Origin of the sequence: Halomicrococcus pelagicus, from assembly GCF_051917725.1 — an archaeon.
GTDB lineage: Archaea > Halobacteriota > Halobacteria > Halobacteriales > Haladaptataceae > Halomicrococcus.
Genome location: NZ_JBQBLX010000002.1, coordinates 644,648 through 668,638 on the forward strand (window position 1 = coordinate 644,648; position 23,991 = coordinate 668,638).

The following is a 23,991-nucleotide window of genomic DNA, read 5'->3' on the forward strand; positions in this document are numbered from 1 at the left end:
ATCGTCCGATTCCCTCGCAGCGAAAAAAGTGCCCCGATGAGCGGTCCGGCGGTCGAGCGGTTCACGGCGTCCGGGGAGCGGTCCCAACGGTCCGGCTACCGCGAGAGGGTTGCCTCCGTGCTCAGGCCGTAGACGCGCTCGGGCGTCTCGACGTGGGCGTTCCGGACCGCGTCGTCGTACCCCTCCTCCTGCATCCAGCGGACGCGGCGCGGGACCGTCTTCGGCCCCATGACCGCGCCGGGGCGGTCGGGGTCGTCGACGAAGTCCGTCTCCATCAGGAACGGTTCGCCCGCCTCGGCGGCGACTTCCAGCCTGTCCTTCTCGCTCATCACGCTCGGGGTCGGCCCCGCCAGTCGCCCGCCGGCGTAGTGTTTCACCACGCGCTCGGCGGGGAGACCGGCGTCCTCGGCCCACTCCGCGACCTCGGTGAGGTCCTCGCTGGCCTCGGTGTGCAACTGGACGGCACACCCCGTCTCGGCGCCGAGTTCGAGCCCGCGTCGCAGGACGGCGTTGGAGGCGTCCCACACGGCCTCGGACACGTCGTAGTGCGGGCGACCGGTCTTGAGCGCCACGCCGGGACCGTCGGCGACGTACTCCGCGGCCTCCGCCAGGCCGGCCCGCATCAGGTCGCGGGCCTCCGCGGGGTCGTACCCCCGGTCGTCGACGAGTTTCGATATCAGCCCGGGGTGAACGCCGAGGACGGGCCACGCCCGTCCGTCGAGAATCTCGCTCGCGCGCTCGACCGCGTCGACGGTGGCGTCGAACACCTCGCGGAAGTCCTCGCCGGACTCGACTTCGACGCCGAGCAGCCACGAGGGCTTGTTGACGACGAGGAGGTGGGTGCCGCCGCTGCGCGCGAAGTCCTTCACCGCCTCGATGCCGCGCCCGTTCTCGGGGTCGAGATGCATGTGGTCGTCCAGGACCGGCGTGCCGAGGTCGTCCATGTGCGAGTAGAGGAAGTCCGGCCCCGAAAACGCTACTCTTCGAGCACGACCGCGTCGTGGGCCGCGTTCCGCAGCGCGTCCGAACGCCCGTGTTCGCCCGGCGCGATGGCGACCGTGTGGACGCCGTTCCGTGCCGCCTTCTCCAGCACCGGCTTGAAGTCGGTGTCCCGGGACGCGATGGCGAGCGCGCCCACGCGGCCGTCCAGCGCGACCTCCGTCGCGTCGACGGCGAGTTTCACGTCCACGTCGCCGCTGGTCACGACCACCTCGAACCCCCGCGCTTCGGCGGCCTGGATGAGTCCCGGCGTCGCGTGCTCGTCGAGGTAGAGCCGTGCGACGGCGAGTCGACCCAGCTCCTCGCTCGCGTCCCGGACGTCGTCGAGGTCGACGTCGAACTCCTCGCGGAGGACGTTCGGACCGTCGACGAACAGCGCGACGGCTCCGTCCTCCGACTCGCCCAGCAACGACCGCAGCGGACCGCTCATGCCGCGGCGTAGTCGGTCGCGCGACAAAGGGATGCCGGTCCGGCTCACTCGCCGCGCTCGTCGGCGAACGACTCGGGCGACCCCGCCGCCTCCACGGCGCGGACCGCGGCGACGTTCTCCTTCACGTCGTGGACTCGGACGATGTCGGCCCCGCGCTCGGCCGCGATGGCGGTCCCGGCCACCGTCGCCGACCCGCGCTCGCCCGCCGCTCGCCCGACCAGGCCGAACATCGACTTGTGGGAGTGGCCGACGAGCACCGGGCAGTCCAGGCCGTGGAGTTCGTCGGTCCGGCCGAGCAACTCGAAGCTCTCGACGGCGCTCTTGCCGAAGCCGAGGCCCGGGTCGACGATTATCTGCTCGCGGTCCAGCCCTGCCTTCTCCGCGAGCAGGACCTGCTCCTCCAGTTCCGCGACGACGTCCTCGACCACGTCGTCGTACGCGACCTCGTTGTCGGGGTCGACCGGCGCGTCGATGCTGTGCATCACGACCAGCGGGGCGTCGTGCTCGGCGGCGACGAACCGCATCTCGGGGTCCGCCAGTCCGGTCACGTCGTTGACGATGTCCGCGCCCGCTTCGAGGGCGGCGCGGGCGACCTCGGCCTTCCTGGTGTCGATGGAGAGCATGGCGTCCACGTCGGCGATGTCCTCGATGACTGGCACCACGCGGGACTTCTCCTCCTCGACGGATATCTCGTCCGCGCCGGGGCGCGTGCTCTCGCCGCCCACGTCGACGATGTCCGCGCCGGCGTCGACCATCTCCTCGGCGCGGGCGACGGCGTCCTCGCGGAGTTCGTACTCGCCGCCGTCGTGGAAGCTGTCGGGCGTGACGTTCAGGATGCCCATGACGGCGGTACGACCCTCCCACGGGTAGCCCCGCTCGTCCGGCGAGTGCTGGATGCCGAGCGACGACCGGAGTTCCTCCGCGAACACCGAGAGGCCGTAGGGCTGGCCCTCCAGTTTCTCGGCGAGGCGTTTGAACTGCGAGAGCGTCCCCATCAACAGGACGTCGATGCGCTCCTCGTCCTGGTCGTTCAGGCCCGACTGGGCGCACTCGCCGCCGAGCGAGAGCATCTCCTCTTTCAGGTACTGGGCCTGCCGGCGCTGCACGCGCGTCTTCAGCACCCGGTGGACCGCCTTGCCGCGCATCCGCCAGACGCCGGGGTCGGTGACGTGCGTGCCCTCCAGCGCCTCGCGGGCGTCGTCGAGGTCGGCGACGCGCTTGGGAATCTCCGCGCGCGTCCAGCGCGCCCGCGCCTCCGCGACGGCGAACAGCGACCCCGTGACGAGGACGAAGTCGTCCGGGCCGGCGGCGTCGAGCGCGTCGTCGAGCGCGCCCTCGACCGAACTCACCCGCGCCACGCGCTCGACGTCCTGGTCCTCGAACGCCCGGGCGACGACCGCCTCGTCCTCCGCCCGGTCGAGGTCGGGTTCGCAGGCGACGGCGCGGTCCGGCGTCGGGAGCGCCGAAAGCATCCCCTCCAGGTCCTTGTCGTGCATCGCCCCGAACACGAGGTGGAGGTCGTCGTAGTCGAACTCCGCGAGCGTCCCCGCGAGCGCCTCGCACGCTCCGGGGTTGTGCGCGCCGTCGAGCGCCACGAGCGGGTCGGTGCCCATCACCTCGAACCGGCCCGGCCAGAACGCCTTCCGGAGCCCGCGCGCCACCGTCGCCTCGTCGACGGGGGTCGCGTCCGTCCCGCTCGCCGCGGTCACCTGCCGGGCGAGCACCGCCGCGATGCCGGCGTTGCGCGCCTGGTGCTCGCCGAGCAGCGGGATGGGCGTCTCGACGGTCCAGTCGGGCCCGTCGAGCGAGACGGCGGCCTCGGTGTGGTTCGTCCGTCCCTCGTAGGCCGCCCGCACGGCCGCCGACTCGTCGCCCGACCCGCCGACCGTCAACACGTCGCCGGCCTGGTCCTCGACGGCCGCCAGCGCGTCCCCGGTCGCGCCGGTGACAAGCGGTCGGTCCGCCGGCGCGACGTGGGCCTTGTCGCGTGCGATCTCCTCGATGGTCTCGCCGATGACGCCGGTGTGTTCGAGGGTGACGCTCGTCACCGCCGACGCCACGGGGTCGACGACGCTCGTCGCGTCGAACTTCCCGCCGATACCGACCTCCAGGACCGCGACGTCCACGTCCTCGCGGCCGAAGTACCACAGCGCCATCGCCGTCATCGTCTCGAAGAACGTCGGCGACTCGCCGTGGACCGCCCGCTCTTCGAGGTAGTCCTGCGCCGCCTCGACGAACGACACCAGGGCTTCCTTTCGCATCCGTCGCCCGTCGACCGTGACTCGCTCGCGAACGTCGTCCAGGTGCGGCGAGGTGTACAGTCCGACGGACAGCCCCGCCTCCCGGAGCACCTGTTCGGTCATCCGCGCCGTGCTTCCCTTCCCGTTCGACCCGGCGACCTGTACGAAGTCCACGGTTTCGTGAGGGTCGTCGAGGTGTGCGAGGAGGCTGGCGGTCGAGTCCGTCCCGGGTTTCGGGCGGAACCGCCGCAGGTCGAAGAGGAAGTTAGCCGCCTCGTGGTAGTTCATACCTTGCTGAACAGATGCCGGACGCTTCAGGCTATCGGAGTCGGAACTCCGGCGGCCCGACCGCGACGAGACGGCCGCCGGTAGGGGTCGGGTAACGCCGCGCGTCGCGACCGCATTTCCCGCCGATTCCTGTCGACGCGTTTCGAGGAGCGGAGAAGCGGGATTTCAATCTCACATTTCTCGGATCGTTTCGACGGCGTGTCGAAACCGCGGCGGGGCGTTCGTCGGCGAATCGAACCGGGAGGTTCCTCGACGGTATCCCGGCGCATATCCTGTCGTTTTCCGTAGGAAGGGTTCCGTTACCTTCCGACAACGGTATATTCCCGAACTGAGAACGCAGAGCAAGCCACGGGTTCGGAAGGGAGCAATGAACGGGAGCACCAACCAGATCGACGACCGCATCGCACGCGCAATACTCGCGGACTCGAAGTACGAACAGCTTCGCGTCCGACGGTTCAGCTACTTCAAGCAGCCGATATCCCGAAAGCTCGCCTGGCAGGGAGGACTCTTCCTCGTCCTGTCGCTCGTCGCACCTATCGCGCTGGCCTACCCGGGCCCGGTCGCGGCGCTGTTCGTCGACGGGAACCCGCTGACCGGGTCGCCCGTCATCGCCCTCGTCGGCGCGTTCGCCGTCGGCGTCGAACTGCTCGCGGCGCTCGGTCACCTGGCGGTCGCGGCCGTCCTCCTTCGACGGAAGTCGACGCTGTCGAGGCGGCGGGCACGCAACCTGCTGGCGGTCGAGGACGTGGCATCGCTCCTCGGACTCGGCACCGGCGCGCTGGCGACCGCGGTGACGGTCGGGTACTTCTGCTTCGGACTCGCGGGTCTCGACGCCGTCCAGTGGTACGTGGCCGCCGGTGGCCGGAGTCCCTTCGCACCGTCCGGGACCGGTGTCACGATCGCCGTCGTCGCCGTCGTCGCCGCCGTCGCCGGCGTCGCACTTCTCGGCGCGAGTCGCTATCTCGACCGCCGACTCTGACGCGGTCGAGACCGCCCCGGCGTCTGCGGACCGCTACCGTAACTGCTCCTCCAGACCCCACTCCTCGGCCCGCCGCTCGGCCTGTTCGCGGGCCTCCTCCCGGATGGACGCGATGCGTTCCTCGTCCTCCAGGAACGCCTCGACCGCGCCGGACGACGCGCTCTTCTCGTCGGTTCCGGCGACCGTCTCGCCGCGGTCGGACGGCGCGGCGCTCCGCGTTCGCGCGGCCAGGTCGCCGTCGCCGCCGAGGCGGTCGGCGGGCATCCCGGGCGGTACCCGGAGTTCGGGCGTGTCGTGGACGCCGTCGAGGTCGGTCGGGGCCGACTCGTAGAGGTCGACGCTGTACGGACCGGGGACGGCGAGGTCGGAGAGCGCCACCGGCCCGCCCCGGTCCGTCCCGGTGTGGTACGCCAGCACCGGAACCCCCGCCTCGAAGGTGAGGACGCCGCTGCCGTCGGCATCGAGCAACAGCGCGTCGCTCGGTTCGAACACGGCGTACCCCGTCAGTTCGCGGTCGAGCGCGTCGGCGAGCGCGGCGCTCGGGTCGTCGACCACGCGCGAACGGACGAGCGTTCCGCGCGGGAGCGTCGGTCCGCTGGCGAGGTTCATGGCGAATCGGGGATGACGGCGCTGCGGAATCGCTCGGCGACCTCGTCCGACTCCCCGTCGCGCACGTCCAGCGCGGCGGCCGCGTCGCGATATGCCTGCGCCGGGGCGCTGTCCGGCGCGTGGGCGAGCAACGGTTCGCCCGCCTGCCGGGCCGCGCGCGCGGCGTCGGCGTCCGGGACCGTCCCGAGCGTCGGGCCGTCGAAGTAGCGCTCGCACTTCTCGGCGATGGCGTCCACGTTCTCGGACTCGTGGACCTTGTTGAACAGGACGCCAGCGGTGCCGGTTCCGTAGGAGTGGGCGTACTCCTGGACTTTCAGCCCGTCGCTCACGGAGGGTATCGTCGGCTGGAGGACGACGACCACGCGGTCGGCGAGCACGACCGGCAGGACGGCGCTCTTGCTCCCGAGCGCCGCCGGCGAGTCCAGCAGCAGGACGTCCGCGTCGGCGGCGAGGTCGGCGACCACGTCGCGGAGGCGCTCGGCGTCGGCGCGCTCGAACGCACCGAGACTGGTTCCGCAGGGGACGACCGAGAGCCCGAACCGTTCGTAGACCGCGTCCTCGACCGCCGCGCCGCTCCCCTCGACGAGGAGGTCGTGGAGCGTCGTCTTCGCGTCGGCCAGGCCGGTGTGGAACAGCAGGTTGGCCATCCCGGTGTCGGCGTCGACGACCGTCACGTCGTACTCCTCGGCCAGCGCCATCCCGAGCGCGAGCGTGCTGGTCGTCTTGCCCGTGCCGCCTTTCCCGCTCGCTACCGCGAACGCCTCGACCATTACCTGTCACTGGTCGCGTCATGGTTTAAAAATTCACACCTTTCGAAGGTAGATAGAACGGTGGGACGTTCCGGCGTCGACGCCGTCGCCTCGTTCGGGCGACCCCGCCGACGGCCCCGGGTCGGACGCGACGCCGGGGAACGGTTAAGTTCGTTCCCGGCGTCTCCGTCCCCGTGTGACGACGGATTCGACGACCGTCGAGAACGCCATCGCCGTCGAGGACCTGACGAAGTACTACGGCGACGTCCGGGGGGTCGAGGACCTGACGTTCGCGGTCGAGACGGGGGAGATATTCGGCTTCCTCGGGCCGAACGGCGCGGGCAAGTCGACGGCCATCCGGGCGCTGCTCGGACTGCTGAAACCGACGCGCGGGACGGCGAAGATACTCGGGAGCGACGTGACCGACCGCGACGCCGCCATGGCGGCGCGGCAGAACGTCGGGTACGTTCCCGGCGACGCCGGCTTCTACGGAGATACGACCGGCGAGCGACTGCTCGACTACTTCGGGTCGCTCTCGGGCGACGAGCGCCGCGAGGAACTGCTTGAGCGGTTCCCCATCCCCCGCGACCGGAAGGTGAAGGCGTACTCGCGGGGGAACAAGCAGAAGCTCGCGCTGGTCCAGGCGTTCATGCACGACCCCGACCTCGTCGTGATGGACGAACCGACCGCCGGGCTGGACCCGCTGGCGCAGAACGCCGTCTACGAGTTCCTCGAAGCGGAGCGGCGGCGGGGCGTCACCGTCTTCTTCTCGACTCACATCCTGAGCGAGGTGCGCAAGCTCTGCGACAGGGTGTGTATCATCCGCGACGGTCGGCTCGTCGCGCTGGAGCAGATAGACGCCCTGCTCGAGAAGAGCGGGAAGGTCGTCCGCCTCGACTTGGTCGAGTCGCCGGCCCCCGACGACCTCCGCTTCGCGGGCGTGGCGAGCGCCAGTCGAGACGAGGACGGCTACTACCGGCTGGTCGTGACCGGCCACGACTTCGACGGGCTGGTGGACGTCATGGACCGGTACACTATCGAGGACGTGGTGATCCGGGAGACGTCGCTGGAGGACGTCTTCATCGAGTTCTACGACGAGGACGTGGACCGCGAGACCGAACCGACCGCGCGTCCCCGCGAGGAGGCCGCTCCGGAGGGTGGCCGGGAGTGGTGACGTGTTCGAGATAACGCGGTTCGAGGTCGGCAAGCGCGTCCGGGGGACGCTCGTCCTGACGGGCGCGCTGGTCCTGCTCATCGCGCTCTACGTCGCCCTGTTCCCCTCGATAGAGAGCGCCGGCATCGACCTGGACGCCTACATCGAGAGCCTGCCCGAGGAGACACGGCGGGCCTTCGTCGGGAACGTCACGACCATCACCACCATCGACGGCTACATGGCCTCGCAGTTCTACCAGCTGACGTGGCTGCTCGTGCTCGGCGTCTACTACGCGTACGCCGCGGCGTCGAGCGTCGCGAGCGAGGTGGAGAACGGGACCCTCGAACTGGTGCTGGCCCACCCCGTCAGTCGGTCGCGACTCGTCGTCGGGAAGTTCTTTGCGCTCGTCCCGAGCATGGTCGCCGTCAACGTGTTCAGCTACGTCGCCGTCTACGTCGGCGTCGACTACATCGGCGAGTACATCGACCCGGTGGACCTGTTCGCACTCCACGCCTACTCCATGGGCTACCTCCTCGCCTGCGCGTCCGTCGGGATGGTCGCGTCGGTCGTCTTCGACTCGGCGCGACGAGCGCAGACGGCCGCCATCGGGAGCGTGTTCGGGATGTACCTCGTCGACTCGCTCACCTTCGACACCGACTACGAGTGGGTCGGCGACGTCGCCTTCACCCGCTACTACGACGTCGGCGCGATACTGACGGAGGGGGAGGTGGCGTGGAGCGATCTCGCCGTGCTCGTCGCCGGCACCGTCCTCCTGCTGGTCGCCAGCGCGGAACTGTTCGAGCGCACGGACGTCTGACTACCGCCCGCGCCACCACCACCAGCCTGCGCCCGCGAACAACGCGGCGACGACGGCCACCGTCGCGACGACCGGGAACCCCGGTCCCTGCTCCCGTTTCACTCGCACGGCGACCTGGTAGGGTCCGGCGACGCGGCGCTCGCCGTCCGGCGTCTCGTAGGTGAGCACCACGGTCGCCGGCTGTCGCCCCGGGATGGCCTCCTCCTCGACGGTCAGTTCGAACGCGACACCCCTCGACTCGCCGGGCGAGAGCGCGCCGACGTACGCGCTCGGGTCGTCGCTGGTCAGCGGTTCGGCGACCTGGAGTCGCGCCGTCACGTTCGACAGCCGTCGGCCGGCGTCGTTGGTGATTTCGACGCGCAGCGTCCCGCTCTCGTCGACGGTGAACGACGACGCGACCGGTTCGACGACGAACGGTTCGCGCTCCCCCCCGACGCGGACCGTCGCCAGGAGGGGGTCGCTCGCCGTCCGCCGGCCCTCCTCGTCGCGGTAGACCACTCGGAACGCGAACTCGCGCGGCCCCGCGCTCGTGGCGTTGCTCACGTCCGCGTCGAACCGGAACGACCGTCGCTCGCCGGCGGGAATCGTCCCGAGCGGATATCTCGTCTCCTCGGGACGGACGCTGGCCGTCCGCGCCCGGAGGACCAGGACGGCCTCGCGCGCCGGACCGGGCCCGGCGTTGAAGACCGTGCCGGTCACTCGTCCCTCGTCGTCGACCCTGAGCGTGCTGGTCACGTTCCCGAGCGCGAACGACTGCTCCGGGTCCGGAATCACCCCGAACGTTTCGAGTCGCGTCCGGTTGCGTGTCCCGTCCTCGCTGTAGGAGACGTCGATGTTGAACGGGTAGCTCGCGACGACGGTGTCGTTGCTCGCCGTCGCCTCGAACTCGAACGTCACGTCCTCGTTCGACGGCCACTCCCCGACGAACCGGGTAGCGTTTCGCCGCCGCCCGAATCGGATGCTGCTGCTCCGCGACTGCAGGGTGACGACGGCGTCGTCAACGTCGGCGCCCGTGTTCTCGACGGTGACGGAGATAGTTCCCGTCTCGCCCGCCTGAACGGTCGAGGAGATGGCGGTGACCTCGAAGCGGTCGAGCAGGATACGCTCCGACGGCCGGACTCCGAACGTGAACGGCCTCGTCCGCACCCGGGAGCCGTTCGCCGCGGTGTAGGCGACGACGGCACGGAACGGGTAGCTCCGCGTCTCGGCGAACTCCTCGGCGACGAGACGGAACTTCACCGTCCGTCGCTCGCCACTCCCCCAGGGACCGACGAGGCGGGTGGCGTTCCGGGCGGGGCCGAACCGGACGCTGTCGTTGGGCGACGCGACGAAGACGCTGGCGTCGGTGACGGCGTCGCCGGCGTTGACGAACGTCAGCGAGAGGTTGCCGGACCCGTCGACGGGCACGTTCGAGGCGGTCGAAACCAGCCGGAACTGGACATCGGGTTGCGCGGCGGTCTGCCCGGCCGATTCGGTCGTCGTCCCCTGGGCGGCGGCCGCGTGCGGGCCGGGGGCCGTTGCGAGGGCCGCCATGCCGGGCGACACGAGCGCGAGCGCGAGCAGTACCGCGACGCGGCGGCCGGTCATCCCTCGGAACCGTCCCGGTCACCGTCGCACGCGCTCGCGGCGGTCGCCGCCCGCGAACGTGCCCGGTTCGTCGCCCGTCCCCCACCGCACGATGCGACCGCGTCGCGTGCCGGGAGCCGCGCTCCCGACTGGAAAGGTGACATCTGTACCTCCAGTTCGTCCTACACGACGACGGCGCCTATAGGTCTGGCTTCTGTCCGTTCACCGGCCGCGACCGCGTCGGTCGACGCGGGGACGCCGCCACGAGTAGGACGAGCGCTCTCGACGCGCCCGACCGTTCGCGACCTTCCGGCGGCGTCCGGGGGTGGGTCGAACCCCCTCGCCTCACCGACCCAAAACGACGAAAAGTGACATATCAGGCCCTCACTATCCTACTGCGGTCCGAGGATGAAAAAGAACTTATCGCCGGGGGTTCACCCTCCGGTCATGAAAGCCGTCGTCCTCGCAGGCGGATACGCGACGCGACTGTGGCCGATCACGAAGAATCGGCCAAAGATGTTCCTCCCCATCGGCGAGACCACGGTTATAGACCGAATCTTCGCCGACCTCGAGGAAGACGAACGCGTCGACGAAGTGTTCGTCAGCACCAACGAACGATTTGCCGAGGATTTCGAGCGGCACCTCGCGGACAGTCCGTTCGAGAAGCCGACGCTGTCCATCGAGGACACGTCCGAGGAGGACGAGAAGTTCGGCGTCGTCGGCGCACTCGCCCAGCTCGTCGACCGGGAGAACGTCGACGACGACCTCGTCGTCATCGCCGGCGACAACCTCATCAGCTTCGACGTCGGCGACTTCATCGACTTCTTCGAGCGCAACGGGGCGTCCGGCCTCGCCGCCTACGACGTGGGGAGCCGCGAGCTCGCCAAATCCTACGGGCTCGTCGAACTCGACGGCGAGCAGGTCGTCGACTTCCAGGAGAAGCCCGACGACCCCAACTCCACGCTGGTGTCTATCGCCTGCTACGCCTTCACCCAGGACACGCTCCCCATGCTGGAGGAGTATCTCTCCGGGGGGAACAACCCCGACGAACCCGGCTGGTTCGTCCAGTGGCTCCAGTCCCGCAAACCGGTGTACGCCTACACGTTCGAGGAAGCGTGGTTCGACATCGGGACGCCCGAGAGCTATCTCGACGCGGTCGCGTGGTACCTCGACGGCGAGTCCCACGTCGCCGACAGCGCGACCCTGGACAACGCCACGGTCGGCGAGAACGTCCACGTCATGGACGACGCGGAACTGCTGAACGCCAACGTCAACAACGCCGTCATCTTCCCCGGGGCGACCATCCGGGACTGCGAGGTTCGCAACTCGATCATCGACGAGAAGACCCACATCGAGAACATGGACCTCTCGGGTGCGCTCATCGGCGCACACACCCAGATTACGAACGGGCAGTAGTTCCCGGTCTGACGCCGAAGTAAACCTCCCGCTTTTCGTCCGTCTCGCCGTTCTTCGCGTCGTCGCGCAGCAGCGACAGGACCTGCGCGACGGCGCGGTGGTTGCCGTCGGCGACGTAGGCGGGGTCGTCGCCCTCCTCCACCACGACGAGGCGGCCGTTCGTCCCCGACGCCTCGATGTCGTCGGCCAGCGACGCGACCTCCTCGAAGTCCTCCTCGGCTTTCGCGTCGAACTCGGTCGCGTCGTCGGCCTCGAGGATGCGCTTCGCCACGGTCCCTATCCGCCCGTCGTCGGCGAGCGCTCGCCAGCCCTCGCTCTCGGGTCCGACGACGACCCGCAGGTCGCGCAGTTCGTCCACCGACAGCTCGGTCAGATACCACTCCGCCTCCTCGGCCCCGAACACGCGGGCGGCGATGGGTTTGCGGTCGACGAGTTCCTCGCGGAGACCGGGTTCCGTCGGCAGGTCGTCGGGGTCGGGCGCGTCCGACTCGCCCTCGACCTCGTTCGCCAGCCAGTACTGCATCACCTCGGTCCGGGACACCGGCTCCAGACGGTCGTCCGCCCGGAGGTGCTCTCCGATATCCATGGATTCGTTCGAAAGGGCGGTACGGGGAGAAAGATTGTGGCGGGCGACGCCGGCCGTTCGGGTGGCGGCGTCCAACCGCTGTCGCCACCGCGCCGTTTCGTTCGCTCGCGGTACCGACGCTGGCGTCCCGGGGACCTACCCGAGCCAGGCGTCCTCGACCCGGACGGTTCCGCGAGTGCCGTCCCACTCGGTCTCGTACTCCAGTTCGATGGGTCGGTCCATGTGCGGGCCGTCCGTCACTAGCGTCTCGAACTCGCCGCCCTCGCCGAGAACGTGGACGCCGTACTCGTCGTTGAGCGCTTCGAGGTCGGCGAGCGCGTCGGCGTCGAGGGTGCGGCCGAGCCACGACTCGTCGAGGCCGTAGGCGGCCACGGCGATGATTCGTATCTCGAAGCCGGCGTCGAGCATGGCGCGGGCGAGTTCGCCGGGGTCCTCCCGCCAGAGGGGGGCGAACAGGTCGGCGTCGAGGCGCTCGCACATCGCCTCGATGCGGCTGGTCTGGAACTCGCTCTCGACCGCGCCGGCGGTGACGCCGGTCACGTCGAAACCGAGGTCGGTCAGCGCGTCTTCGAGGACCGCGAGTTCCCGGTCGCCCTGCGCGCCGGCGTCGTCCGCGTCGCCGGCCGCGAAGTCGTCCGGTTCGACCTCGACGAGCGGGACGCCGACGCTCTCGGCCGCGAGCGCGGCCAGGTCGGTCGCCGGCACGTGGTACATGTAGGAGTCGCCCTCGGGGTGGACGGTGAGCAGGCGCTCGACGGGGAGTCCCGATTCGAGCGCGCGGTACAGCGCCCACGAGGAGTCCTTGCCGCCCGAGAAGAGGCTGACCCACCCGGCCGATTCGTCGGTCATACCCGGGAGTAGGCCGTCGCGGGTAAAGGTGCGACGGATTTTCGACGTCGACCCGCTCGACCGCCCGGCGTGCGTCCCGCGCTGACCCTGAAACGGCACGGACGTGGATACCTCGAGCGACGAAACGGGACATACGATTCGTTTATGTGCACGTTCGTGGATATGAGCTGGCGGCCAACCACAACGTCTTTTGGTCCGGCGCGCGCCGGTTCGACTATGACACGAATCGCTGGCATGGCCGGGAACCGTGGTCGAAACCTCCTCCACCTCGACGACCTCGCGCCGGGCGGGGCGGAACTCGCGGTCGTGCTGACCACCGACCCGGACGCGCCGGTCTTGGAGAAAGCCGAGGAGCGCGGCGTTCCGACCGAGGTCGTCGAACTCGGCGACGACGCGCGCCGCGAGCACGAGCGCCGGGTGCTCGACGCGCTCGACGCCCACGAGTTCGACCTCGTCTGTCTCGACGGGTACATGCGCATCCTGACGGACGAGTTCCTCGACGCGGTGCCGACGACGCTGAACGTCCACCCCTCCCTGCTCCCGTCGTTCCCGGGAACGGACGCCTGGGGCGACGCGCTCGACGCGGGCGTGGACGTGACCGGTTGCACCGTCCACGTCGTCACGGACGCCACCGACGAGTCGGGCGAGGTCGACCCCGAGAAGGTCGACAGCGGCCCCGTCGTCACCCAGGAACCGGTTCCGGTGTACGAGGGGGACGACCGCGACTCGTTGAAAGAGCGCGTGCTCCACGAGGGCGAGTTCAGGGCCTACCCGCGCGCGGTGAAGTGGTTCGCGGAGGGCCGCGTCGACGTCGCGGACGACGCGAGCGCGGTCCGCGTCGAGGGCGACGAGGGCGGACCGTTCCCGGAGCGCCGGGTCGAGACGGCCGACCGCGCGGCCGACCTGCGGTACGGCGAGAACCCCCACCAGGACGCCGCGCTGTACGCCGACGCGACCTGCGAGGAGGCGAGCGTCGTCCGCGCCGACCAGTTGAACGAGGGCGCGAAGGGGATGGGGTACAACAACTACAACGACGCCGACGCCGCGCTGAATCTCGTCAAGGAGTTCGACCGCCCGGCCGCCGCGGTCATCAAGCACACGAACCCCGCCGGCTGCGCCACGGCCGACTCGCTGGCCGACGCCTACGACCGCGCGCTCGCGACCGACTCGAAGAGCGCGTTCGGCGGCATCGTCGCCCTCAACCGGGAGTGCGACGCGGCCACCGCCGAGCAGGTCGCCGACTCGTTCAAGGAGGTCGTCGTCGCGCCGGGCTACACCGACGACGCGCTCGACGCCCTCTTCGAGAAGGACAACCTCCGCGTCCTCGACCTCCACACGGAGGGCGACCTCGGCGAGGTGACGGAGCGGACCACGGAGAAGGACCTCGTCGGCGGTCGCCTCGTCCAGGAGCGCGACCGGCAAGCGCCGACCCGCGAGGACCTCGAAGTCGTCACCGACCGGACGCCGACCGACGACCAGTACGAATCCCTGCTGTTCGCCTGGCAGACCATCAAACACGTCAAGTCGAACGCCATCCTGTTCGCCGACGGCACGGAGACGGTGGGCGTCGGCGCGGGCCAGGTCAGCCGCGTGGACGCCGTCGAGATAGCGAAGACGAAGGCCGAGCGCGACGCCGAGGGCAAGGACGCCGACGGCGCGGTGATGGCCAGCGACGCCTTCTTCCCGTTCCCGGACGCCATCGAGGCCGCCGCCGAGGCCGGCATCGAGGCCGTCGTCCAGCCCGGCGGTTCGGTCAACGACGAGGACGTCATCGACGCCGCCGACGAGCACGACATAGCGATGGTGTTCACGGGTAGTCGGTGCTTCAGGCACGACTGACGATAGGAGGAACTGCCGGAAGCTCGGAAGACGCGGTTCGTCTTCCGGCGTCTCCGGCACGACTGAGCGCCGACGGGATCGAAAGACGAGCGTAGCGACCCGACGACTCCCGGACGCGCCCGTCCGGTCGTCCAGCGGAGCGGAGATTCAAGTTGACGCCCGCCCAACGTCCGGTGATGGGACTACTCGGCGACACCAAAGTCAAGGCGTTAGTCGCTGGACTGGTGCTCTCGGTCGTCCTGCTGGTCGGCATCGCTGCGTTCGGTCTGCTCGCGGCACTGTCGGCACTGGGCGATTCCGCCGGCGGCGCGCCGCTGTTGTTCGTCCTGCTCGACGCGGCCGCACCGTACATCGTCGCGGGGCTGCTCGACGCCATGGTCGCGGGCGTGCTGGCCGTCGCGCTGGCGGTGACGGCGGTTCGGCGAGCGTCGCTCCCGCGGAACGACCGGCTGGCGCGGCTCGCGGAGACGGTCGAGCGCGCGTCTCCGAAGGCGCGGTCCGTCGGTCTCTCCGACCGCGTCGCGCCGACGACGGAGGACCGCATCGACGACCTCAAGCAGCGGTACGTCGAGGGCGACATCGGCGAACTGGAGTACGAGCGCCGGCTGCAGGAGCTCATGGACGACGAGTCGGTCGACGCCGACCGGGTGCGGCGCGAGCGAAGCGACCGGGAGTTCGAACTGTAGTCAGTTCTCGACGGCGACGGTGCGCTCCTGCCGGTCGCTCCCCCAGTCGAGCACCAGCGTCAGCTCCGACGAGCCCTCGAGTACGTGGGGGTCGACGCGCTCGCGGTGCGTGACGGTCTCGCCCGCCGGCACCTCGACCGACAGTTCCGGCGTGTCGGAGATGTCGGTCGAGCCGAGTTCGGCGAGGAAGTCGCCGTCCCGGTCGCCGACGTTCGCGACCGTCAGCGTCGCCTCGAACGCCTCCTCGCGCTCCACGGCGTCCGGCACCTCGAACCCCCGGACCTCGAAGGCGGGTGCGCGGGCTATCCGTTCGCGGACGTCGGCGTCGAGCGGCCAGCTGAGCCGAGGAGCGTCGCCGTCCTGCCAGGCGACTGCGACGTGCTCGAACTGTTCGACCGGCACCGGGAACCCGAGCAGGTACCCGGCCGGGTCGCGGTCGCGGTCGGCCACCCAGCGGACGTGTTCGTCGCGGGGATAGTCGGTCCCGTCGAGCGACACCTGGAACTGACGGTCCAGCCGACGCGAGCGGCTGCCGTCGGTGGTTTCGGACTCCCGGACGACCGACACGTCCGCGACGACGAACTGTCGGTCGGGAATCACGGCGACGTCGGTGTGCGTCCCCACCCGGACGACCGACCGCTGGACCCACGCGTCGTGGACCGTGACCGACCGGCCGTCGTGGGTCTCGAACGACTCGCCCAGCGACTGGGGCGGCGGCCGTTCGGTGACCACGTCGGTCGTCGACCCTGCGGTCGTCGAGGTGGTGGTCGTCGAGTCGTCGGGTCGGGTGGTCCCGGGGGAGGCGGCGAGACAACCGGCCAGCGAGAACGACCCCGCGGCGAGGGCGGTGAGCAGCGTGCGACGGTGCATGGACGACGGTGCGGTCTGGGCTGGTAAATGTTTTCAGTAAGATGAAACGGTCGTTTGACTCACCTGGAGTTCGACGGCGACGGCTCGAAGCGTCTCGCCGCTGTCGGCTCGGGGATGGTTCCGCGAGGCGGCGAACTTTCCCTGTAACGTCCGGCGGTTCCGTTTCGAGTCCGCACCCGAGTCGACTGCCGGCACTCCTGCGATGTCGGCGACCCCCACGGGGAGACGAGTTCGTCCGGCCACCGGGTCGACGGTAGGGAGGCACGGCGCGGACGGCCGAACAGGCGCTCCGGCAGACGGCGCTGTCCGTTCGACTGTACGCGTCGTCACCCCCGACGGCGCGCTCGCTCTACCGTTGCCCATTACAGGAAAATGAAAACAACGGCATCAGGTACACACTTTGAAAGTATACTGGCGATTTAGTTTTAAATTCTTGTTTTTCTACCATCTATTTTCGAGCAAAATCCAAAAAGAAATACGTGGTGGCTCTGACCATGCGCCTGCGAACCATGACTGCCACACGACGTACGTTCCTGACGACAGTTGGCGGCGCTGGGCTTCTCGGACTCGGCACGGCGGCGACGAGCGCCGACGACGACAGCGCTGACCTGACCCGCAACTCCTTCACCCTCCTGAGCGGGACCGACCGCGAGACGACGGTACGCGTGACGTCCGCCGCCGAATCCGGCCCGACAGTGTTCGTCGTTGGCGGGATGCACGGCAACGAACAGGCCGGCTATCTCGCCGCAGAGAAGGTAGCTCGCTGGGACATCCAGCGGGGAACGCTGGTGACGATTCCCCGAGCGAACGCCGCCGCGGTCGAGGCGGACCAGCGAAGTACGGACGACGGGTACGACCTGAACCGACAGTTCCCGGTCGGTTCGGAGCCCCAAACCGAGCTCGCACGGGCCATCTGGGGCGTCGTCGAGGAGTACCAGCCGGACGTCGTCCTCGACCTCCACTCGTCGATCGGCATCTGGGACGGCGACATGATCGGCGGCGTCGGACAGGTCATCTTCCGCTCGTGGGACGACGAAGCGGAGAAGGAAGCGCCGGCAGCGGCCAAGTACTTGAACGAGAACCACGTCTCGCGCGACCAGTACGAGTTCTCCGTCGCACCGTTCGGTTCGCCCGGTTCGGAACCCTCTAGCCTGCTCGTCCACAAAGCGGCGCGGGACGCGAACGCGACGGCGTATCTCACGGAGGTCACGTCCCTCGACACCGCGGAAAGCCAGCGGATCGAGTGGCACCAGCAACTCACCCGCCAGCTCGTCGAGGACGAACTGTTCACGTCGACCGGCGGTGGCGACGACGGTGGCGGTGGCGACGACGGAAACGGTGACGATGGCGGCCAGGACGGAAACGATGGCGACGACGGCAAGGAAGAACCGAACGAATCGCCCGTCGCTCGCATCCGGACGACGCCGAGCGAGGTCGGCGACGAACCTATCGACGGCGACACGACGATAACCTTCGACGCGTCCGCCTCCGAGGACCCGGACGGCGACATCGCGAACTATCGGTGGGACCTCACCGGCGACGGGGTGTTCGGACGGACCGGACGGAAGACGACGTTCACCCCGTCGGCGTGCGGGGAGTTCACGGTGACGCTCGAAGTGGAAGACGCGGACGGCGCGACGGACACCGCCGAGGTCACCGTCACCATCACGTAACCTCGCCAATGGACGTCAAACATTCCAACGATTACAGAAATAATATGTCAATCTTGAACCTAAATGGATTGAAAGTGGCCGTAACTAAAAAATGGGCGGGGTCGAACTCCCTTGGTACGCCATGAAACGACGCAAGTTCATCGCCGGGACCGCGGTCGGAGCGGGGACGCTTCTCGCCGGCTGCTCCAACGAATCGGACTCCACGACGACGACGACCGAAACGTCGGGGACCGAGACGACGGCGACGAACGCGACGACGTCGGCCAGTGGCACGACGGAGACGGAAACGACGACGGACGCGGAAACGACGACCGGAACGGAGCAGTCGGAGACGACCACCGAAACGACGTCGACGACGACGAGCGTCCAGAGCGTCTCGTACAAGCAGTACGTCGACCTGCAGAACGGCCTTCGGACGGCCGTCACGGACGCACAGGTCACCGACTCGTACCAGCAGGGCGGGGAGAAACAGACGTCGTCCGACGGCAACAAGTTCCTGGTCGTGCAGTTCACCACCAAGAACTCCGGGCAGTCGGCCCAAAGCCTGCCGGACGATGCGATGTCTTCCGTCCAGACCTCTGACGGCAGTTACGAACTCGTCTCCTCGTCCCGGTCGGCGTGGAAGCAGTACCGCTCCTCGTCGGTCGAGGCGGGCGCGAGTGCCAAGCAGACGGTCGCGTTCGAGGTGCCGGAAGAGGCCGCCTCGTCGCTCGGCGTGAGCGTCGAACTGACGTACTCGGCGTCGGGCGAGCGACGCGTCGTCCGCTGGTCGATGGAGTAACCCTAGACTCCCTTCGACCTACCCCTCCATAAATTGTTGTACGTTTAGATAATAACGGTTTCAATTTGGACGATTGTTAAATAGGTGGCACCAGAGAGGATACACTATGGTTTCACCGGGCAAGCTACGACTACTTACTGCCCTCTCGGAGGACTCGCTCGAGGAACTTCGACCGACGATAGACGAGGAGACGGGAACCGTCGTCTACCCGGACGCACAGCGACGACTCGACCGTAGCGACGGGCCGGTCATCGAGGTGCTGGAGGAACTCGCGGACCACGACCTTCTCGTAAGCGATTTCCAGGAGAAAGTGTACGTCTGCCCCCAGTGTGAGACGGAGGGGATGCGGTACACGACCGTCTGTCCGTCCTGCGAGTCTCCCCACACGATACAGACCGAGAAGTACCGCCACACCACGTGTGGCTTCGAGGGCGTCCGCGAGCAGTTCGCGGACGGGAACGCCGTCGCCTGTCCGAACTGCGACGCCAGTCTGGAGTCGCTGGAGGACCTCGAAACGGGCCCGGCCAACGTCTGTGAGAACTGCGCCACGGTGTTCGAGATGCCGGAACACCGGCTTCGGTGCCGGGAGTGTCGACACGCGTTCCCGCCCCGAGAGACCATCGAACAGGTGCTGTACCAGTACTACCTCAGCGAACGTGGCGCTCGCTGGGTCGACGAACAGCAGACGGCGCGCCAGCGCGTCGCCGAGATATTCGAGGAGCGCTCGCTCGACACGGAGATAGACGCGACGGTGACGGACGGGGCGGGCGAGGACGTTCCCGTCCACGTCTACGCGAAAGACGAACTGCTCGACGACCGGGTCGTCGCCGGCGTCCACGAGCGGCCGACGGAAGCCGACGTCAGGCAACTCCGCGAGACCGCGGCGGCCCTCGACGCGCGGGCGACGCTGGTCACCACGTCCGGCGAGATAGTCGGCGACGACGTCGGGACGCTACTCGCCGACGAGGAGTTGACCGTCCTGAGCCTGTCGGACGGCAGGCTCCAGCGGGAGTTCCAGGTCACCGACGAGGCCGGCGCGACTGACTCGTTCGTCGGCCGCATCGCCGGCATCCTGCGACCACAGCGGCGGTAGCTCCCGATCGCACGACCGTCCGCGACGAGCGCGGGCGAACGCAGGCGGCACGTCACCCGGCGGGGACGATCCGGTGGAGTCTCCCGTCACCGCCGGCGGTCCCGAGGACGTACAGCTCTCCGGCGTCGTCGCGGCCGAACGAGAGGATGCGTTCGAGGCCGTCGCCGGCCACCTCGACGACTCGGATCGGCCACGGACGGTTCTCGGAACGCGTCGCGACGAACAGTCGTCCCCTGGCCCGCAGGTCACCGAAGACGTACGTTCCGCGCAGTCCGGGGAGCGCCGACCCGCGGTAGACGTGGCCGCCGATGACCGACACGCCGCCGGGGTCGCCGGAGTGGGCGTACTCGACGACGGGGTCGACCAGCGGCTCGCCGCCGCGAACGCTCTTCGGCGTCGCGTCGGGGCAGTTCTCCGCCTGGTAACAGTGCGCGCCCTCGCGGACGTTCCAGCCGTAGTTGCCGCCCTTCTCGACGAGGTTCACCTCCTCGTATCGGCGCTGGCCGACGTCGGCGACGAAGAAGTCCGTGCCGTCGAACGACATCCGCCAGGGGTTGCGCAACCCCCACGCGTACTGTTCGTCGCGGCCGGGTCCGCCGACGAGCGGGTTGTCGTCCGGGATGCCGTACGGCTCGTCGCCGTCCCGGCTATCCACGTCGATGCGGAGGACGCTTCCGAGGAGGTTCTCGGTCACGTCCTGGCCGTTCCCCCCGTCGACGGCGTCGTACCAGTCCTGGACGTGGCCCGCGCCCTGGTCCCCGCCGGCGCCGCCGTCGCCGACGCCGACGTAGAGGTAGCCGTCCGGGCCGAACAGGACGGACCCCGCGTTGTGGTTGGCCTGCGGTTCGGGTATCTCCAGGACGGTCCGCTCGGAGTCGCGCCTGACCCGCCGTCCGTCGGCGGTCGCCTCGAACTCCGCCAGGACGAACGTGTGGCTGTAGCTCGACGGGGTTCCCTGCCGTCGCGGCGCGCTGTACCGGACGAACAGTCGGCGGTTCTCGGCGAAGTCGGGGTGGAGCGCGACGCCCAGCAGTCCCTTCTCGCTGCCGACCTCGACGGCGTCGCGCAGGTCGAGGAACGGCGCGTCGCGGAGGCCGTCCGACCCGTGGACGGACAGTCGACCGTTCTGTTCGGCGACGTAGCGCCGGTCGGCCTCGGGCGCGAACGCGACGTCGGTGGGCGCTCCGAGGCCGCTGGCGAGCGTCTCGAGGCCGACCTCGTCCGGCAGGCCTCCGCTGGCCGCCGTCGACCCCGTTCCGGTCACTGTCGACTCCGTTCCGGTGGCGTTCGTCGTCTGGTCGGCGGGCGTGGTCGACTGGCTACAGCCGGCCAACCCCGTCGCGGTCCCGGCGACTACGGTCTGGAGGAGACGTCGCCGCTTCATAGCCTGTCATAGTGTGCCACGGACAAAAGGGGACTGGGCCGTCCGAGGGGGACGCGCCGTCGTCGCGTCCCTCTCGCGTCCCCCTCGCGTCACCCCGGATGCTGCTCGGACTGCGGGTTCCCCCGGACGTCGTCCAGCGCGTACAGGGTGCGGAGCCTCCCGACGGCGGTCTTACCCACGTAGCGGAGGACGTCGGGTCCGGTCGGTATCGTGTACAGGGGACCGAGCGAGTCCGGCGTCGTCGGGTCGTGCCCCGGGTCCCGAAGCGACACGATGCCGTCCGCGAGCATCTCCTGGCACGCGGCTATCTGGCGGCGCTCGACCTCGCGCCAGGTGTGTGCGTCGGAGATGTCGACCGCGGTCTCGACGACGACTTCGCCGGCGTCGAGCGTCTCACCGATTCGCTGGAGGGTGACTCCGGCCGTCGGCTCATCGTGGAGAAACTCCCAGAGGCCGCCTGGCTGGCCGCGGTAGGATTCGAGGTCCCCCCGGTGGAAGCTCAACACGCCGTGGGTCGGCATCTCCAGAAACTCCCCCTTCAGCACGCCGAACCCGAACCGAACGACGACGTCCGTGTTCGTCCCGACCGTCTCGGCGACGTCGTCCGGAAGGCGGTTACCGAACCCGTTCGCCGGAATCGGCCTGCATCGGATGCGGTCGGCGTCCGAGAGACCGTCGATGGTCTCTATCCGCTTCGGTTTCCGGTACTCCGGGACGGGCCCGAACTGCCGGACGACCCCCGTCAGCGACCAGAGCGGGTACGAGCGAAGCCTGTCGAGTCCGCACGAGAGATACTCGCGGAACTCGTCCGAGAGCGACCGTGCGAGGAGGTCGCTCAGGTCGTCGGGACCTGCGGCGTCGTTGACGACGAGGTACGCGACCTCGACGTCCGCCTCCGCGACCATCCGCTCGATGGCTCGCTTCATCCAGGCTGGTACCGTCTCGCCGGGAAGGAGTATCCCGACCCGGAGCAACTCCGCCTCCGATGACCGACGGTCCTGACCGTCGGGGCTCGTCCCCGTCGCGTCCGACTTCGGGTTCGACGGTTCGCTCGAAGGGACGTCTGTCGCCGGGCACATGGTTTCACCACGCTCGTTTCGGGACGTTCCGTTTTGTTATACGCGGCCTGCGGTCGCCGGGACGGAGTTTTCCCGAAACTGTGCCGGATGTAAGTCTTCCGTACTGCTCCGTCGCTTCGGCCTCGCCGAAAGCATCGAGGCAGAACGAGGAATCGCCTTCGAAACGTCCAGTTGCGCCTGCGAACCGTCACTTTCCCACCGGCTGACTGCCGTTACGTCTCCCCGAACGAGTTCCGGTCGACGTGCGCCGGCGTCGACCGGCGTCCGCCGGTCACGTCTGGAACTGCGGGCAGGCGTTCGATTACTGCTGGAGGTCGTGTAGCTGGTCTTCGAGCGAGGTGAGTCGGCGCTGTAGCCGGACGACGTAGCCGAATATCGCGAGAAAGACGATGCCGTAGCCGGCGACGAGTAGCGGTTCCATGCTCATCTCCGGTTATGGGGCTTCGCCCGAAGTACTTTGTCCTCTATCTCGTGTAGCTTGATACGGACGCCCATCAGGGAGGCGTACAGGAGCGTCACCGCGACGATGGTGACGACGAGCGTCAGCGGGTCGATGTTCGCGCTCACGCCCTCGTTTCCGAGCGTCGTCTCGTGGAACGTCGGCGTCCACAGCCGCGTCGCGGTGTACGAGATGGGAACGGTGACGAACCCGAGGACGCCGTAGACGGCGGCGTACTTCTCGTCGCTGCTGTTCTCCGTCGAGGAGTAGACGACGAGATACCCCGCGTAGACGAGCCATACGACGAGGAAGGTGACGAGTCGAACGTCGCTCCACTCCCACCACGAGTTCCAGATGACCTTCCCCCAGATGCTGCCGGTGACGAGCGTCAGCGTGGCGAACAGGAACCCTATCTCGCCGGAGCTGTGAGCGAGCCGGTTCCAGAACCGCCCGTCGTACCGGAGGAAGAGGACGCTCCCGAGGAACGTCGTGCCGAGCGCGACCGCGGCCATCCAGGCGAGCGAGATGTGCCAGTAGGCGATGCGGTTCGCACCGTGTTCGATGCCGTACATCGTGCTGGAGGCGTACCCGAAGACGAGCACGATGGAAGCGATGCCGGCGACGAGCGTTCCCCACCGGACGACGCCGCTCCACATGACTCGATGGAGAATTCGGACGAGACCTCCCAGCCCGGATGATATTGTACGCATATCCCTAATCTGTGCAAGTGATTGGACTGGGGCTCCTAATCTCTTCCGTTCACGGCGGTCAGACGAGCAACGACATCGCCGCCTTGTCGAGTTCGAAGAGCAACGCCACGCCGGTCGCGACGAGCGCGTAACCGGCCACCTTCCGGAGCAGTTCGGGTCGCCGGTTCCGCGTTGCGGCGTCGACGAACGCCCGCCCGCCGCGCTTGCTCCCGTAGGCGACCCCGAGCAGGGGGAGCGAGAACCCCAGTCCGTAGACGAAAAGCAGCGACGCGCTCCGGGCGACGCTCCCGGTCGTCCCGACGTACGCCAGCACGGCCCCGAGTATCGGACCGACGCAGGGAAGCCAGACGACGCCCAGGAGCAGTCCGAGCAGGAACGCACTGGCGATGGGGTGGTCGTCCTCGTCGACGACGGTGGTCGCTTCGGACGCCTTGCCCGCGACCCTCGACGCGTACTTCGAGTACACCGCGTGGATGTCGTCGTCGGCCATGACCGCCCCGAAGGCGATCAGCAGCACCATCAGCGGACCGCGGAGCGTCGCGGGCGTGAGTCCGCCGACGACGCCAGTCGCGACCCCGAGCGCGGTGAACGAACTGATGCTCCCGAGGACGATGGCGGCGGGTCGCAGCCGGTGGCCGACGCTCCCGGCGAGCATCGGCGGAATCATCGGCAGACAGCAGGGCGTCAGGATAGTCAGCACTCCCGCGACGAACACTGCGACCGTACTCGGTGTGCCAGCCATCGTCTACTCTCGGC

General features: G+C 68.8%; 23 protein-coding genes. 9 read left to right on the forward strand and 14 right to left on the reverse strand.

The annotated features are described in order from the left end of the window. Window positions 1–95: 95 nt before the first annotated feature. Genes ACTF4R_RS08140 through folP form a run of 3 tightly spaced genes read right to left on the reverse strand, consistent with a single transcriptional unit; the run spans window position 96 to window position 3,957 of the window. Window positions 96–944, reverse strand: a complete 849-nt coding sequence (locus ACTF4R_RS08140; RefSeq protein WP_440007335.1) for a TatD family hydrolase — start codon at window positions 942–944, stop codon at window positions 96–98. A 32-nt stretch (window positions 945–976) separates the two neighbouring features. Next, on the reverse strand, window positions 977–1,429 hold the full coding sequence (locus ACTF4R_RS08145; RefSeq protein WP_440007336.1) for an NYN domain-containing protein: 453 nt from the start codon (window positions 1,427–1,429) through the stop codon (window positions 977–979). A gap of 44 nt (window positions 1,430–1,473) precedes the next feature. Beyond that, window positions 1,474–3,957, reverse strand: a complete 2,484-nt coding sequence (gene folP, locus ACTF4R_RS08150; protein WP_440007337.1) for a dihydropteroate synthase — start codon at window positions 3,955–3,957, stop codon at window positions 1,474–1,476. A 367-nt stretch (window positions 3,958–4,324) separates the two neighbouring features. On the opposite strand from folP, the gene ACTF4R_RS08155 reads away from it, so the two are divergent. Next, the gene (locus tag ACTF4R_RS08155) at window positions 4,325–4,936 is read left to right on the forward strand and encodes a hypothetical protein (RefSeq protein WP_440007338.1); all 612 of its coding nucleotides are present in this window, start codon (window positions 4,325–4,327) and stop codon (window positions 4,934–4,936) included. 33 nt (window positions 4,937–4,969) lie between these two features. Here ACTF4R_RS08155 and ACTF4R_RS08160 read toward each other — a convergent pair whose 3' ends face one another. Together ACTF4R_RS08160 and ACTF4R_RS08165 are read right to left on the reverse strand one after the other, a co-directional pair. Further along, window positions 4,970–5,545 carry a DUF8054 family protein gene (locus ACTF4R_RS08160; protein WP_440007339.1) on the reverse strand — a complete coding sequence of 192 codons (576 nt, stop codon included), beginning with the start codon at window positions 5,543–5,545 and terminating at the stop codon, window positions 4,970–4,972. Beyond that, entirely contained in the window at window positions 5,542–6,315 is a 774-nt protein-coding gene (locus ACTF4R_RS08165; protein ID WP_440007340.1) for a nucleotide-binding protein, read from the reverse strand. The genes ACTF4R_RS08160 and ACTF4R_RS08165 overlap by 4 nt, the downstream gene beginning before the upstream one ends. Window positions 6,316–6,490: 175 nt before the next feature. Between ACTF4R_RS08165 and ACTF4R_RS08170 the strand changes: the two genes are divergently transcribed. Together ACTF4R_RS08170 and ACTF4R_RS08175 are read left to right on the forward strand one after the other, a co-directional pair. Continuing rightward, complete coding sequence (locus tag ACTF4R_RS08170; protein WP_440007341.1) at window positions 6,491–7,468, forward strand: ABC transporter ATP-binding protein; 978 nt, start codon at window positions 6,491–6,493, stop codon at window positions 7,466–7,468. Then, the gene (locus ACTF4R_RS08175; RefSeq protein ID WP_440007342.1) at window positions 7,452–8,264 is read left to right on the forward strand and encodes an ABC transporter permease; all 813 of its coding nucleotides are present in this window, start codon (window positions 7,452–7,454) and stop codon (window positions 8,262–8,264) included. The genes ACTF4R_RS08170 and ACTF4R_RS08175 overlap by 17 nt, the downstream gene beginning before the upstream one ends. Here the strand turns inward: ACTF4R_RS08175 and ACTF4R_RS08180 are convergent, their stop codons facing one another. Beyond that, window positions 8,265–9,851, reverse strand: coding sequence for a COG1361 S-layer family protein (locus ACTF4R_RS08180; RefSeq protein WP_440007343.1), 1,587 nt, complete (start codon window positions 9,849–9,851; stop codon window positions 8,265–8,267). It abuts the gene before it with no gap. 426 nt (window positions 9,852–10,277) lie between these two features. Between ACTF4R_RS08180 and ACTF4R_RS08185 the strand changes: the two genes are divergently transcribed. After that, window positions 10,278–11,246: a nucleotidyltransferase family protein gene (locus ACTF4R_RS08185; RefSeq protein ID WP_440007344.1), complete on the forward strand. Its 969-nt coding sequence runs from the start codon at window positions 10,278–10,280 to the stop codon at window positions 11,244–11,246. Here ACTF4R_RS08185 and ACTF4R_RS08190 read toward each other — a convergent pair. Both ACTF4R_RS08190 and ACTF4R_RS08195 read right to left on the reverse strand, forming a co-directional pair. Beyond that, a complete protein-coding gene (locus tag ACTF4R_RS08190) occupies window positions 11,230–11,832 on the reverse strand; it encodes a hypothetical protein (RefSeq protein ID WP_440007345.1) in 603 nt (200 codons plus the stop codon). The genes ACTF4R_RS08185 and ACTF4R_RS08190 overlap by 17 nt on opposite strands. Window positions 11,833–11,967: 135 nt before the next feature. After that, window positions 11,968–12,681: a diphthine--ammonia ligase gene (locus ACTF4R_RS08195; RefSeq protein WP_440007346.1), complete on the reverse strand. Its 714-nt coding sequence runs from the start codon at window positions 12,679–12,681 to the stop codon at window positions 11,968–11,970. Between the two features lie 216 nt (window positions 12,682–12,897). On the opposite strand from ACTF4R_RS08195, the gene purH reads away from it, so the two are divergent. Then, the gene (gene purH, locus ACTF4R_RS08200) at window positions 12,898–14,520 is read left to right on the forward strand and encodes a bifunctional phosphoribosylaminoimidazolecarboxamide formyltransferase/IMP cyclohydrolase (RefSeq protein ID WP_440007347.1); all 1,623 of its coding nucleotides are present in this window, start codon (window positions 12,898–12,900) and stop codon (window positions 14,518–14,520) included. Window positions 14,521–14,696: 176 nt separating this feature from the next. Next, window positions 14,697–15,206, forward strand: coding sequence for an SHOCT domain-containing protein (locus ACTF4R_RS08205; protein WP_440007348.1), 510 nt, complete (start codon window positions 14,697–14,699; stop codon window positions 15,204–15,206). Here ACTF4R_RS08205 and ACTF4R_RS08210 read toward each other — a convergent pair whose 3' ends face one another. Further along, complete coding sequence (locus tag ACTF4R_RS08210) at window positions 15,207–16,076, reverse strand: hypothetical protein (RefSeq protein ID WP_440007349.1); 870 nt, start codon at window positions 16,074–16,076, stop codon at window positions 15,207–15,209. Between the two features lie 509 nt (window positions 16,077–16,585). Between ACTF4R_RS08210 and ACTF4R_RS08215 the strand changes: the two genes are divergently transcribed. The 3 genes from ACTF4R_RS08215 (at window position 16,586) to ACTF4R_RS08225 (ending at window position 19,623) form a co-directional block, all read left to right on the forward strand. Next, a complete protein-coding gene (locus ACTF4R_RS08215; RefSeq protein WP_440007350.1) occupies window positions 16,586–17,749 on the forward strand; it encodes a PKD domain-containing protein in 1,164 nt (387 codons plus the stop codon). Window positions 17,750–17,870: 121 nt separating this feature from the next. Next, window positions 17,871–18,530 (forward strand): DUF4352 domain-containing protein, encoded by a 660-nt coding sequence (locus tag ACTF4R_RS08220; RefSeq protein ID WP_440007351.1) that lies wholly within the window; start codon window positions 17,871–17,873, stop codon window positions 18,528–18,530. A gap of 106 nt (window positions 18,531–18,636) precedes the next feature. After that, window positions 18,637–19,623: a TackOD1 domain-containing metal-binding protein gene (locus ACTF4R_RS08225; protein WP_440007352.1), complete on the forward strand. Its 987-nt coding sequence runs from the start codon at window positions 18,637–18,639 to the stop codon at window positions 19,621–19,623. 52 nt (window positions 19,624–19,675) lie between these two features. Here ACTF4R_RS08225 and ACTF4R_RS08230 read toward each other — a convergent pair whose 3' ends face one another. The 5 genes from ACTF4R_RS08230 to ACTF4R_RS08250 form a co-directional block, all read right to left on the reverse strand. Further along, window positions 19,676–21,007: a PQQ-dependent sugar dehydrogenase gene (locus ACTF4R_RS08230; RefSeq protein ID WP_440007353.1), complete on the reverse strand. Its 1,332-nt coding sequence runs from the start codon at window positions 21,005–21,007 to the stop codon at window positions 19,676–19,678. Between the two features lie 89 nt (window positions 21,008–21,096). Next, window positions 21,097–22,086: a formyltransferase family protein gene (locus ACTF4R_RS08235; protein ID WP_440007354.1), complete on the reverse strand. Its 990-nt coding sequence runs from the start codon at window positions 22,084–22,086 to the stop codon at window positions 21,097–21,099. A 301-nt stretch (window positions 22,087–22,387) separates the two neighbouring features. Beyond that, entirely contained in the window at window positions 22,388–22,507 is a 120-nt protein-coding gene (locus ACTF4R_RS08240) for a CcmD family protein (protein ID WP_433627055.1), read from the reverse strand. Between the two features lie 2 nt (window positions 22,508–22,509). Then, on the reverse strand, window positions 22,510–23,181 hold the full coding sequence (locus tag ACTF4R_RS08245) for a cytochrome c biogenesis protein (RefSeq protein ID WP_440007355.1): 672 nt from the start codon (window positions 23,179–23,181) through the stop codon (window positions 22,510–22,512). 112 nt (window positions 23,182–23,293) lie between these two features. After that, window positions 23,294–23,977 (reverse strand): cytochrome c biogenesis CcdA family protein, encoded by a 684-nt coding sequence (locus tag ACTF4R_RS08250; protein WP_440007356.1) that lies wholly within the window; start codon window positions 23,975–23,977, stop codon window positions 23,294–23,296. Between the last annotated feature and the right edge of the window lie 14 nt (window positions 23,978–23,991).